The 13,746-nt window shown below is 50.3% G+C and carries 7 protein-coding genes; 3 read left to right on the forward strand and 4 right to left on the reverse strand.

What is annotated here, in order from left to right:
- Nucleotides 1-301: 301 nt before the first annotated feature.
- The 3 genes from NTW12_09480 to NTW12_09490 all read left to right on the forward strand — a co-directional run bounded on the left by NTW12_09480 (nt 302) and on the right by NTW12_09490 (nt 6,064).
- Nucleotides 302-1,597 (forward strand): O-antigen ligase family protein, encoded by a 1,296-nt coding sequence (locus NTW12_09480; protein MCX5846566.1) that lies wholly within the window; start codon nt 302-304, stop codon nt 1,595-1,597.
- Between the two features lie 74 nt (nt 1,598-1,671).
- On the forward strand, nt 1,672-5,481 hold the full coding sequence (locus tag NTW12_09485; GenBank protein MCX5846567.1) for a hypothetical protein: 3,810 nt from the start codon (nt 1,672-1,674) through the stop codon (nt 5,479-5,481).
- Between the two features lie 190 nt (nt 5,482-5,671).
- Nucleotides 5,672-6,064: a hypothetical protein gene (locus tag NTW12_09490; GenBank protein ID MCX5846568.1), complete on the forward strand. Its 393-nt coding sequence runs from the start codon at nt 5,672-5,674 to the stop codon at nt 6,062-6,064.
- Between the two features lie 278 nt (nt 6,065-6,342).
- Here the strand turns inward: NTW12_09490 and purF are convergent, their stop codons facing one another.
- Genes purF through carA form a run of 4 tightly spaced genes read right to left on the reverse strand, consistent with a single transcriptional unit; the run spans nt 6,343 to nt 13,618 of the window.
- Nucleotides 6,343-7,662, reverse strand: coding sequence for an amidophosphoribosyltransferase (gene purF, locus NTW12_09495; protein ID MCX5846569.1), 1,320 nt, complete (start codon nt 7,660-7,662; stop codon nt 6,343-6,345).
- Between the two features lie 14 nt (nt 7,663-7,676).
- On the reverse strand, nt 7,677-10,907 hold the full coding sequence (gene carB / locus NTW12_09500) for a carbamoyl-phosphate synthase large subunit (GenBank protein MCX5846570.1): 3,231 nt from the start codon (nt 10,905-10,907) through the stop codon (nt 7,677-7,679).
- A 6-nt stretch (nt 10,908-10,913) separates the two neighbouring features.
- Entirely contained in the window at nt 10,914-12,443 is a 1,530-nt protein-coding gene (guaA, locus tag NTW12_09505; GenBank protein ID MCX5846571.1) for a glutamine-hydrolyzing GMP synthase, read from the reverse strand.
- Nucleotides 12,440-13,618 (reverse strand): glutamine-hydrolyzing carbamoyl-phosphate synthase small subunit, encoded by a 1,179-nt coding sequence (gene carA / locus NTW12_09510; GenBank protein MCX5846572.1) that lies wholly within the window; start codon nt 13,616-13,618, stop codon nt 12,440-12,442. The genes guaA and carA overlap by 4 nt, the downstream gene beginning before the upstream one ends.
- Nucleotides 13,619-13,746 lie beyond the last annotated feature (128 nt).

The raw sequence follows: 13,746 nt of genomic DNA on the forward strand, positions 1-13,746 counted from the left end.
CTTTGATTATTTTCTTTTTTCGGTTACAGGGCGGCACGTTAGTGAGGTGCCCGGTCCCGTGGCCTGATAAGTCATTTGCTTCTTCCTGAACTCAATGATTGACTGTTTTCGAGAACCATGCGAGAGTACAAATTGTAATCCTTAGAAGTGTTGCAGCACCACCATGCAGGCTGTAAGCAGGGAGAAAAAACTTCGACATACAGTGTTGGGAAAGCCGGTTTACTCGGCCCCAATGCACTGAAACCCTTTATTTCAAAGCAACCTTGACACATTTTGTCCTCAGGATAATAGTGAGAATATTGTGAGAGGTGGAAAGAATCTGCCGAGGGAATTCGAGACCGGAAGGGCTGTACGATGGCTCCGCGGGGCCATAATTTCCATGACGGCTCTTTTCCCTTTTGTTATATTACCGGGGATTGAGCGGCCCTTTTCCACGCCCAAGATTATTCTTCTTGGGGGATTCGTTGTTCTTGCAGGAATCTTGGCCCTGAGCACGGGCAATTTCCGATGGCCCACCCTGCCTCGGGGATTTCTTCTTTCCCTGATCGCTTGGCCTTCTACGTTAATCATTTCAGCCCTGTTCGGGAAATTTGTTTCATTAGAGACCCTTTGGCTGGCCCTGTTCTCTTTGGGGTGGTTCGTACTGGTCATGGCCCTCCGGCCAAAGTCCATGCACTTGGCCATGGCGGTTACCGCATCCTGCACCGTTATCGCTGCCATCGCCTTATTGCAATACCTGGGGTTTGATCCCTTCCGCCTCTTCGGATGGGCAACGCCCGCTTATGGAAGCCCCCGGATGCGCGTGTTAGGAACGCTCGGGAATCCCAATTTTGTGGCCGCCTTTCTTGTGGCCGGGATACCGCTAACCATTCATTTGGGAAAGCTGCTCAAATCTCGGGCCTTATATTACCTGGCCATCACGCTTCAAGTAGCGGCGGTTTTTGCCACAGGCTCACGCGCGGCCATCGTCGCCCTCATTGGCGCCTTGGTTTGGATAGGCGCCCTTGGACAATTTGCGCGCTGGCGGTTGATGACGGCGGTTGCCCTGACCGTGCTCCTTCTGCTTCCATGGATGCCGTCCCGCTCGCTTATGAACACGCTCGAAGGACGCTTCTACATCTGGCGGGTCACAGCTTCCCATCTATTGGAACGCCCGGTGTTTGGATACGGACCGGGGGCGTTTGAGCCAAAATTCATTGAATGGGAAACCGCTCACTGGCTTGACGGCCTGGGCACCTCCGACGAGCGGAAGTTTTCCGGTCTGCAGGCCCATGCCCACAACGACTACCTGGAGACCATCGTGGACAGCGGCTTTGCCGCAATTCTCAGCTTAGGATTCCTGTTGGGATCATTCTTTACTTCCGCTTTTCAAATAGAGAGGGATGCGTCTGGCGATCTTCCGACCGGGGCCTCTGCCGGGGTGGTTGCCCTGGCCGCAGTCGCCATGGTCGACTTCCCGTTCCACCGGCCGGCAGAGCTTTTCCTTCTCTGGACCCTGATGGCGATTGTCTTCTTACCAACCGGGCCTGAACTGGCCGGGAGCCCTTCGACAAGCGCGGGGCGGAAGGCCGGTCGAACGGCACAGGGCATACATTGAATTGAGGGGGCCTTATGAAGGTATTCTTCACGCATTTTCGTCACTCAGAAACAGTTATCGTAAAAGGAGTGCACATGAGAGAAAAACGCATCATCGGATGGGCCTTATTGGCCGCCACTCTGCTCTTCTTTGGACCCCTGAGAGTCAGCGTCCAGGCACAATCCTCCCCCGAAAACACAAGTACGATTCAGACCAAGAGCAGTTACGAAGCCAAAGTGGCGGCCGTTCGGACTGCGTTTGCTACAGTGAGGAAAGCCCTTGATCTCTCCAACACGTCAGGACAATCATCCACCCCGGAGTCGGATCTGGGCGAACCCTCATGCCAGAATGTCGGCGGCAGCAGTGGCGGAGGGGGAGGATCGGCGTCTGCGTTGAGCGCCAGCCGATCTGCCCAGGCGTCATGCGTGCCATCCTCCAAAGGGGCGCCTGTCTGGCAGGTGAACATGGTCAATCTGAACTTCTACATGGCGGATACGCCGTTGTGGTACAATAGCCCGATTGGGCCTTCGGTGGAGCTGAAGCTGAGCTACAATTCGCAAACGTCTCTCGGCGGACCTTTCGGAAGCAAGTGGCAGTTGAATTACAGAAGCTATCTCTACCGGGCGGTGGATAATAACGGAGCATTTGCCGGCATCATGGTCGTCATGCCCGACGGGAATCAGGATCTTTATGTTCCCATCGGTGCGGGCGTCTTCAAGCCCCCCTATCATGTTTTCAACACTCTCACGGAACTTACGGAAAACCATTTTGAGCTCAAATTCCCCGACGGCGAGGTATACGTCTACAACATTCCCACGGGAACAGCCGTCGACATCTCGCTTCTCACGGAGATGAAGGACGCCTATGGGCAGAAGCTGAGCATGGGCTATGATGCGAATGGTAAATTGATGACGATTACCGATGCGCTGGGCAAAGTGACAACCCTTTCCTATAACAACGATGGGCTTGTAATCCAGGCTGCCGACCCCTTCGGCCGCACTGCTGCGTTTGAGTATGACGCCAACAAAAATCTGGCGAAAATAACCGACATGGGCGGTTACTGGACAAGTTTCACCTACCGTCACTATGTGTTGACGGATTACTATCTGGAAAGTCTGACAAATGCCGGGGGCAGTTGGGGATTTTATTTCGAGCCGGCCGATGGCCTTGAGGGTACAGATTCCTACCCCGCCCCGGAAACCTCGATGTCTTACAACTCCCGCATCACTGTGACCAATCCCTTTGGCGGCAAGGAAGAGTACTATCGCTCGGGCTCATTATCCTGGTATATCAGTCCTAAGAATTATATTCCTTACATAGATGCAAGCAACAATAATTACGCAAGCAATGCTCCCAAAACCTTATATGATATTATAGGAATGGAACTTGCTTCCATCGAATCCCCTGAAGGAGACGTCACGGATTTCACGTTCGACGACACCGGTAATCTTACCGGCATATCCAATGGCTATTTGAACATTCATTATACTTATAATACGATGGGGAAAGTCACATCTATCGCTGATTCTAATAATGCGGTTACGACCCTCAGCTATGCGGCAAACGACGTTGATATGACCGGAATCACTAATGGACTGGGGACCATCGTTCTTGCCTATAATACCGCACACGATATCACATCCCACACGGACCGTTCGGGGAATACGGCATCAATAACCTACAATGCTTTCGGAAATATCATCTCGAAGATCGATCCGCTTAACATAACGACGAATTTTATCTATGATGCGAATTATCGTCTCACCCAGATCACCCGGAGTGGGCAGGTCCTGAATAGCTATACCTACGACGCCCTCGGAAGAGTCCAGACATACACCGATGCCACCGGAATGACTATCACCTATGAATACAACATCCTGAACGATGTTACGAAGATCACCTATCCCGACGGCAGATACGTAAGCATAACCTATTCGATCGTATTTCCCCATCTTATCACAGCCATCACAGACCGGGGCGGAAGAACGGCCCAATACGTTTATAACTCTTCACAAAATATTACCCGGATAGTGCATCCGGACGGAGGGATAACCGGGTTCGTTTATGACGCCAACGGGAACCAAATTCAATTGATCGATCCCAAAGGTCAGGTCACCTCATTTGATTATGACAATAGCAACAGGCTCATCACGAAAACCTTTGCCGATGGAACAGCCTCTTCATACACTTATGATTCCTTAAGCCGGATAGCTTCCTACACCGGTCCCAGAAACCTGTCCACCTCTTATACGTTTAATTCAAATAATAACCTGGCATATATATCGCACTCAACAAGTGATGTGAAATACTACACAATGCCTTCCATGTATCAACACGATGCATACAGGCGTCTTACCGGTATGACCGACGCCTTGGGCACAACCGCGTACAGCTACAACGCCGATTCTCTTGTTACAAGCATCGACGGACCCCTGGACAATGATATCATTACTTATCAGTATGATGCGAAAGGCCAGGTGAAGAGCTACTCATTGGAGCTGGGCCAGACCGTATCCTATACTAACGATGCCCTTGACCGGTTGACGGCAATCAACGGAGGCGCCGGGAATTTTACTTACTCCTACACTGGTGCAAGCCCGCTGGTCACGCGACTGACCCGGCCGAACGGAAGTTATACCGATTACCAGTACGACTCTCTGAATCGTCTTGTTTCGGTAGCGAACAAGAAATCCTCGGGCGAAATAATCAGCCAGTACGGTTATACCTATAACGATAAGGACCTTATCGCCGGCGAAACCGCAACCAGCGGAGCGCCCGTAACGTCTTTTGTCAACGGGCAGACAACTTACAGCTACAACAACATAAACGAGCTGCTCAGCGCTACAAATCCTGCTCAGACCTTCACTTACGATGCCGAAGGTAACATGACCCAATGGAACAGTCCTGAAGGTAAAACATTTACCGGAATCTATGATATCAGAAATCGCCTGGGATCGACTGGATGGGAATATTTTACCACCATCCCGACCCTGGAATCCGAATCCTATAAAGTGTCCTATGAGTATGGGGATGACGGCCATATAGGAGAGAAGGAAGTGGAGTATTCCAAATATTCCACAAGCACATATTGGACCAAAAAGGTCATGTATGTGGCAGACGATTATTTGCCCTTGCAGGAACGCGATGATAGCAACAACATTCTCAGTGAATATACCTGGGGGCTCCATCAAGGCGGGGGCATAGGGGGGCTTTTGAGCCTGAAACAGGGAGGGCAGAATTATTACTACCTCTACGATGGAAAGGGCAATGTAACGGCGGTAATTGACAGCTCTCAGACGGTGGTGGCCGCATATACCTACGATCCCTTCGGCAATTTATTGACCAGGACAGGAGCCCTGGATCAGCCCTACCAATTTTCCACAAAACCCTATGATCTGGCAACCGGCCTCTCGTATTTCGGGAAGCGTTTCTATTCACCATCCGCCGGGAGATGGACGACAAGGGACCCGATAGGAGAAAGGGGCGGGTTAAATTTATACGGCTTTGTCGGCAATAATCCGATCAATTATATCGATCCAATCGGGTTAATATGGCCTTTTAGTGACGATAAACCAATACCAAACAAAAAAGAGAGAACGAATTTTGGCCCTGTACCTTTAGATGAGGATGATGGCCCAAGTGCCAGAGAAATTACGAAAGTGACGACGGAAGTAAATAAAGCTCTGAAAAAAGGCAAATGTAGCGATAAAACCGAATACTCAGACATGACCAAGAAACAAAAAAAGGAAGCTGAAAAAAATACGAAAAAACTTCAAACTCCTCAGGAAGAAGCAGCCGACACGATTTCGACTGAAATGCAAGGAAAAGGAAAGACAACTCAAGAAAAGCCTGTAGAAAAAAAAGGGAAGCAAACAGTACAGGATTGGACTGGAGGCAAAAAATAGCTCTAGCCATAGATCATGGCATCAGCGTTCTTCCTTTAAGCATGAAGAACGTTACGGAGCAAAGGGGGAAGAGCATGGAAGATATGACAAGGATGCGATTCATGTAAATCAACAAGGTCATTTTGTTGCCTATATTTTTTGTCGGTAATCTAAGATGACAATAAAGCAATCCATTGAGAGGGGAAATGTTATGAAAAATAAGATCTTGATTTCTTTGGTTTTTGTCTTATTTTTTATCGGGCTGTCTGCGGTTACACTTTTTGCATACGAAACGACCTATACCTACGACAAGCTCAACCGCCTGACGTCAGCCACCTATAATGCGGGGACGAGCCGTAATACGATTATCTACCAGTACGATGCAGCGGGAAACAGGCTTTCAAAAATAACAAAAATTATCGTGACAGGCGATCTCAACGGGGATACCTTCATCACTCTGGCTGACGCCATTATGACCATGCAGGTCCTCTCAGGGATTACCCCCAATCAATCGATCGTTCAGAGTGCCGAAGTCAACAGCGACGGCAAGATTGGAATGCCCGAGGCGATCTACATTCTTCAAAAAGCGGCAGACCTAAGGTAGGCTTGAGTAAAGATTTCTTTTGATAATCATTGATGTCTTCAATGTACCATGAGTGTGGAGTAGGTAGGTGTAAGCCAGTCAAGGCTCAATTCAACAGATTATCAACTCAAATGTACGGATGAACCTTTATTAAAACGGTGCTCATCTGCTATAATATTTTTATAAATCCACGATCAATGTCGCTGACTTAAGAATATTATCTCTTTCAAGTCCCCCTTTGTAAAGGGGGATTCAGGGGGATTTTAATTGCATTCCGTAAAATCTCCCCCAACCCCTCTTTAGAAAAGAGGGGGGTCAAAGTGCTTAAGTCTGCCTTTCAAAGACAGGTAGTTCAGGCTATCCAGCCCGATGAACCGGGTAATAGCTTCAACATTATCCTGCTGCGCGGCGATAAGCTCACCTTTCGACGAAAAATCAATCCCGTACGGACAGGGATGGCGTGTGGGCGGACAACTTACGACCATGTGGATTTCCTTCACACCGTTTTCACGAAGATTACGGACACGGTTGCGGCTGGTTGTTCCCCTGATGATGGAATCTTCCACAATCAGAACCCGTTTCCCGAAAAGCAAAGGCTTCACGGGGTTTAATTTGACCCGCACACCAAAATCCCTCATGGGCTGGGTCGGCTGAATGAACGTGCGCCCCACATAATGATTGCGGATCATGCCCATCTCAAAGGGAATGCCGCTTTCTTCAGCATAGCCTAAAGCGGCGTAGTTGCCTGAATCGGGAAACGGCATGACAAGGTCTACATCCGGCCTGTATTCCTTCGCCAAGCGGTGTCCCAGACGTTTCCGGCACATGTACACATTCTCACCGAAGACCTGGCTGTCGGGCCGCGCAAAATAGATCAGTTCAAAGATACAATGGGCATGTCTTATCTGAGGGAAGGGAGTAATGCTGTGTAATCCTGCCTGGTCAATAATAATAATCTCGCCGGGCTTTACATCGCGCAGGTACTTGGCGCCCACCAAATCGAATGCGCAGGTCTCGGAAGCGATAACCCACCCGCCATTGAGTTCTCCGAGGGAGAGAGGACGGAAGCCACGGGGATCGCGCGCTGCAATCACTTTGTCTTTCGTCAGCATCACGATACTGTATGCTCCCTGAACCTGGGTGAGTGCCTTTGTCAGGGCTTCATCGATTCCATTTTTTAGATGCTTGGCCATCAGGTGAACGATCACTTCACTATCCATCGTGGACTGGAAAATGGAGCCCTTGTCTTCGAGTTCGGAACGCAATGCCTGGGCATTAATGAGGTTTCCGTTGTGGCCCAGGGCGTAGTAGTCGTCGGCGTGATGCACCAAAAACGGCTGGGCATTGGAAAGAACAGAAGACCCTGTTGTCGAATAACGAACATGTCCAATGGCTAAGTGACCGGGCAACTTAGAGAAGGTATCTTCCCGGAACACTTCAGATGCCAGGCCCATACCCTTATGTCCCCATACCTGACAACCATCCGCCGTGTTGATGCCCGCACTCTCCTGTCCACGATGCTGGAGGGCAAAGAGACCGAAAAATGTGATACGCGCCGCTTCCGGTGCTCCGTAAACAGCGAATACACCGCATTCTTCCCTTGGTCTTCTCTCTTCCATAATATTTACCCCCCTTATCCCTGACCCATGTCCCTTTTTATTCCGGAATGATAATCCTGGAGTGGAAATACCTCCCACGGTTCCTTTTTCAATGCCATAACAGCCTCGGTCAGGGCTCTTGCCCCGGCAATGGTCGTTGTGTAGAGTACATTGTAGATGAGCGCGCCTCGTCGAATGTGATAGGCGTCAAAAGTTGACCTGCGTCCAACGCTCGTATTGATAACCACTTGAATATCACCATTTTTAATGCGATCTACAATGTGGGGACGGCCTTCGCTCACCTTGAGAATGGTCTCCGTCGTGATGCCGTGTCTCTGCAGGTGGGCCGCCGTACCACGGGTGGCCATTATAGAGAAACCCATATTGTAAAACGAACGGGCGACGGGCACAATTTTATCCTTATGTACATCATTTACACTGATAAATACACCCCCTTCAAGGGGCAGGCGGAAACCGGCGGCCATCTGTGCTTTGGCAAAGGCCATTCCAAAAGAACGGTCAATTCCCATCACTTCACCCGTGGACTTCATTTCAGGACCCAGGAGTACATCCACGTTTGGAAACCGGTTGAAGGGGAAGACTGCCTCTTTTACAGAGATATGTTCCGGCCATATGGTCTTCGTGAATCCCAATTCCTTTAAGGATTTCCCCAGCATTACCTTGGTTGCCAGTTTGGCAAGGGGTACGCCGATAGCCTTGCTGACAAAGGGAACAGTCCGGGATGCACGCGGATTAACCTCCAGTACATAAAGAATGCCGTCTTTTACAGCATACTGAATGTTCATCAGACCGATCACTCCCAGTTCCCGGGCGATCAGTTTTGTCTGCTTCTCAATTGTCTCAAGGAGTTCCTTTGAAAACGTGATAGGCGGCAGCACACAGGCGCTGTCTCCGGAATGGATACCCGCTTCTTCAATATGTTCCATGATGCCTCCGATGACGGTATCCGTACCGTCGCAGATGGCGTCCACATCGACTTCTATGGCGTCCTCGAGAAATTTATCGATCAGTATAGGATGATCCGGAGAAGCAGCAATTGCCTTCTCCATAAATTGTTTCAAAGATTCCTGATCATACACAATCTCCATGGATCGCCCTCCCAGGACGTAGGAAGGCCTGACCAGGACGGGGTAACCGATCCTCCGGGCTGCCTTGAGCGCTCCATTGATATCCGTTACGGTGTCGTTGTCCGGTTGCTTAAGGTCCAAACGTTTAACAATTTCCTGAAAACGCTCTCTGTTTTCGGCGCGGTCTATCGCATCGGGAGATGTCCCCAGTATCCTTGCCCCCGAGGCCTCCAGAGCCTTGGCAAGATTGAGGGGAGTCTGTCCTCCGAACTGTACGATTACCCCCAGAGGATTTTCCGTCTTCAGGATATGAAGGACATCTTCCAGGGTTACCGGCTCAAAAAACAGCTTATCCGATGTATCGTAGTCGGTGCTCACCGTTTCCGGGTTTGAATTCACCATAATGCTTTCATACCCCTCTTCACGAAGGGCAAACGATGCATGCACACAGCAGTAATCGAATTCGATCCCCTGACCGATGCGGTTGGGGCCCCCACCCAGGATCACCACCTTTGGTTTCGAAGAGGGCCGCGCTTCATCTTCAACCTCATATGTAGAGTAATAGTAAGGTGTATAGGCCTCGAATTCAGCGGCACAGGTATCGACAAGCTTGAAAACGGGCAGGATATTTTCACGAAAGCGCATCTCGCGGATATCGGCTTCAGATATTTTCCAGAGCTCGCCAAGATATCGATCAGAAAAACCCATCTGCTTGGCTTCCCGCAATACCTCAACCGAAGGCGGTGTCGTCTCGAGAAGCTTTTCCGCCTCAACAATAGTCTGTATCTGGTTCAGAAACCAGGGGTCGATCAAGGTCAAACGGGATATTTCTTCAGTGCTCATGCCGTGGTAAAAGGCGGCGGCGATATAAAACAGTCTCAGGGAGTTCGGCGTCTTTAATTGAGAAGACAAGAATTCCCCGGCATTGCCGATTTCCGCCGGTAAAGCTGCTTTCAAACCGAATCGGCCGATTTCCAGTGAGCGAACCGCCTTCTGGAGCGCCTCTTTAAAAGTACGGCCGATGGACATGGTCTCTCCTACCGATTTCATGGACGTCGTCAGCACGTCTTCGGTTTCCGGAAATTTTTCAAACGTCCAGCGGGGAATTTTAACAACGCAGTAGTCAATGGTCGGTTCAAAGGATGCCATCGTTTCCCTGGTAATATCATTGGGAATCTCGTCAAGTGTGTAGCCGACGGCAAGTTTTGCGGCAATTTTTGCTATGGGAAAACCTGTTGCCTTGGAGGCAAGGGCGGAAGACCGCGACACACGGGGATTCATTTCGACAACAACCATGTCTCCGTTTTGGGGATCTACAGCGAACTGCACGTTCGATCCGCCGGTTTCCACACCGATTTCCCGCATGATGGCGATGGCTGCATCCCTCATCCGCTGATACTCCACATCGGTCAGGGTCTGGGCAGGGGCAACCGTAATCGACTCGCCGGTGTGAATGCCCATGGGATCAAAATTTTCTATGGAACAGATAATGACGACGTTGTCCGCCCTGTCTCGCATCACCTCGAGTTCATATTCTTTCCACCCCAGAACTGATTCTTCCAGCATGATTTCATGGATCATGCTGGCGGCCAGTCCAACCTTGGCGAGTTCCGCAAGCTCCTCCCTGTTATAGACGACACCGCTTCCCGTACCGCCAAGGGTAAAAGAGGGACGAATAATGAGAGGGAATCCAATATGTGTAGCGACTGCAAATACTTCATCCATATTTTTCGCAAATCCGCTTCTGGGTACCCTGAGTCCTATCCGTTCCATGGCGTCGCGGAATTTCTCGCGGTCCTCCGCTTTTTGGATTACCTCGAGAGATGCGCCGATCATCTCCACGCCGTATTGCTCCAGCACACCGTTTTCCGCAACAGTGACAGCAGTGTTCAGACCTGTCTGTCCACCCAGCGTTGGAAGAAGGGCATCGGGACGTTCCTTGGCAATGATCTTTGCCACGGCCTCCGGCGTGATCGGTTCCACATACGTCCTGTCCGCCGTTTCGGGATCAGTCATTATTGTCGCCGGATTGCTGTTGATCAGGACGACCTGGTAACCCTCTTCTTTCAGCGCCTTACATGCCTGCGTGCCGGAATAGTCAAATTCGCAGGCCTGGCTGATAATAATCGGCCCGGAACCAATGATAAGGATTTTTTTCAGGTCGTTTCTTTTCGGCATCTTTTGTTATTCCCACTCAATCGTGCTGGGCGGCTTGGAGCTGATATCATAGACTACCCGGTTCACGCCTCTGACCTCATTGATGATGCGGTTGGAAATCTTACCTAAAAGGTCATGGGGTAGTTTCGCCCAGTCTGCCGTCATGGCATCGTCACTGGTGACCGCCCGTATCGACAGAATATTTTCGTAGGTCCGTTGATCCCCCATAATCCCAACGCTCTTGATCGGCAGGAGGACGGCAAAGGACTGCCACAGCTTGCGGTAGAAATTCGCCGCCCGGATCTCATCCATGAGGATCACGTCGGCCTTGCGCAGGATAGCCAGCCGTTTTTCCGTAACCTCCCCGATGATGCGGATAGCCAGACCCGGACCGGGAAATGGTTGCCGCCAGACCTGTTCATCGGACATCCCCAACTCCTTGCCCAGCATACGGACTTCGTCCTTGAAGAGGTGTTTGAGGGGCTCCACCAGGGACAGACGCATCTTTTTCGGGAGGCCGCCCACGTTATGGTGGGATTTGATCACCGCGCTTGGCCCGCCGAAGGCCGAGCGGGATTCAATGAGATCGGGATAGAGGGTCCCCTGGGCAAGGAATTTGACATCCTTGATCCGCCGGGCCTCCTTTTCAAAAACTTCTATGAAGGTACGGCCGATAATCTTTCTTTTCTTTTCCGGGTCTTCAACGCCCTTCAGCCTGTCCAAAAAAAGCTTCTTTGCACGGGCAAATCGCAGGTTGATCTGGAAATGTTTTCGGAAAACATCCTGAACCTTCTGCGCCTCGCCTTCCCGAAGAACACCGTTATCCACAAAAACACAGTGCAGCTGACGGCCGATGGCCTGATGGAGGAGGACGGCCGCAACCGATGAATCCACGCCGCCGCTCAAACCCAGTATCACCTTGTTCCCTCCAACCTGGGCGCGAATCTCTGCGATGGTGTCCCGGGCAAAAGATTTCATTGTCCAGCTTTTCTTGCAGTTGCAAATGTGAAAAAGAAAGTTCTCCAGCATTTTTTTCCCTTCAGGCGTATGGACAACCTCCGGGTGAAACTGCAATCCGTATAATCGCTTCGATGCGTTTTCTGCAGCAGCGATCTTCGTATTTGGGGTGGATGCCGTGGTTTTAAAACCCTTCGGCAGGGCGCCGATGGAGTCTCCGTGGCTCATCCAGCACCGGGTTTCCTTATCCACACAAGAGAAAATGCCTGACAGGTCTTTGATGCTGAGTTCGGCAAATCCGTATTCCCGCTTTTCAGCTCCGATAACTTTTCCGCCAAGGGCATCAACCATAAATTGCATGCCGTAACAGATACCCAATACGGGAATACCCAGGCCAAAGATACCCCTGTCTGCCCGCGGGCTCCCTTTCTCATAGATGCTTGCGGGGCCTCCGGACAGAATAATACCCTCCGGGTGGAGAGATTTAATTTTTTTGATGTCAATTTCCGGAGGCTCTATCTGGCAGTATACATGGTGCTCGCGAACACGCCGGGCAATGAGCTGGTTGTACTGAGAGCCAAAATCAATGATCAGAATCATAGGGATGGTTCCTTATTTATTTTCATGAGAGATACAAACTGTTCAAACAGATAGTTTACGTCGTGGGGCCCCGGCGCCGCTTCCGGATGATATTGCACGCTGAATGCATTTAACTCCGGGGAGCACATTCCTTCCGATGTGTTATCATTCAGGTTATCATAGGTCATGTCCAGGTTGCCGGGGAGAGATTCCGGGACTACTACGAAACCGTGATTCTGCGATGTGATTTCAATCCGTCCTGACCGGATGTTTTTTACGGGCTGGTTTACCCCGTGATGCCCGAACTTCAGCTTCTCTGTCCTTCCACCTAAAGCTTGTCCTAAAATCTGGTGTCCAAGGCAGATACCGAAGATGGGAACCTTTCCCAGGATATGCTCTGTTGCTTCAACAATATAGGGTAATGCCGCCGGATCTCCCGGTCCATTGGAAAGCAAAACACCATCCGGGCTGCATGATAAAATCTCCTTTCCAGACGTTGTTGCCGGAACAACCAGGACTTCACAACCCAATCTCTCAAGGTTTCGCAGGATATTATATTTGACACCGCAATCGATGACAACAACGAGCAACCGATGTTCACCTTTACCTGACTTTGCTGCTATGGAAGATTTTGACAAACCTTGTAATGGGAGTAATTGAGGCGCACCATCCTGCCATCGATACGGTTGCTTGCAGGTAACCTCTTTTATAAGGTCCCGACCGACAAGGCCGGGATATGCGCGGACACGCTGCAGTAAGAGGTCAATATCCTTCATTTCGGTGGAAAGAATCCCGCGCATGGCTCCCTCCAGGCGAATGCGGCGGGTGAGTGCCCTCGTGTCGATACCTTCGACACCCAGCTTACCATGAGACTCAAGAAACTCTTTCAAACTCGTCCGGCTGCGCCAGTTACTCGGATACGGCTGATACTCCTTGACGATAAATCCTTCCAGGTGGATACCGTCGGATTCCATATCTTCCGGGTTTATCCCGTAATTACCGATCAAAGGATAGGTCATGGTTACAATCTGTCCTTTGTAGGACGGGTCTGTAATAACTTCCTGGTAACCGGTCATTCCCGTATTGAAGACAACCTCTCCCAGTGTCTCGCCGGACCCTGCAAAGGCATAACCATGGTACGTGCTCCCATCTTCCAAAACCAACAGAGCTGGGCGTTGCCGCCTTAACATGGACATATAAAGTCTCCAATCAACGTGAAACCACCGATCGATGAGCGGTGGCTTCCCCCACAGGAATATATTCTGAACGAGAAAGAGTTTTCAATTAATGCTGTTTCCTACTCTCGTTATGATTATTGAGAAGT

Source organism: Deltaproteobacteria bacterium, from assembly GCA_026388545.1.
Lineage (GTDB): Bacteria > Desulfobacterota > Syntrophia > Syntrophales > UBA2185 > JAPLJS01.

Coding starts and splice junctions, on each gene's coding strand:
- NTW12_09485 (MCX5846567.1), top strand. CDS start 1,672: ATGAGAGAAAAACGCATCATCGGATGGGCCTTATTGGCCGCCACTCTG.
- NTW12_09490 (MCX5846568.1), top strand. CDS start 5,672: ATGAAAAATAAGATCTTGATTTCTTTGGTTTTTGTCTTATTTTTTATC.
- purF (MCX5846569.1), bottom strand. CDS start 7,662: ATGGAAGAGAGAAGACCAAGGGAAGAATGCGGTGTATTCGCTGTTTAC.
- carB (MCX5846570.1), bottom strand. CDS start 10,907: ATGCCGAAAAGAAACGACCTGAAAAAAATCCTTATCATTGGTTCCGGG.
- guaA (MCX5846571.1), bottom strand. CDS start 12,443: ATGATTCTGATCATTGATTTTGGCTCTCAGTACAACCAGCTCATTGCC.
- carA (MCX5846572.1), bottom strand. CDS start 13,618: ATGTCCATGTTAAGGCGGCAACGCCCAGCTCTGTTGGTTTTGGAAGAT.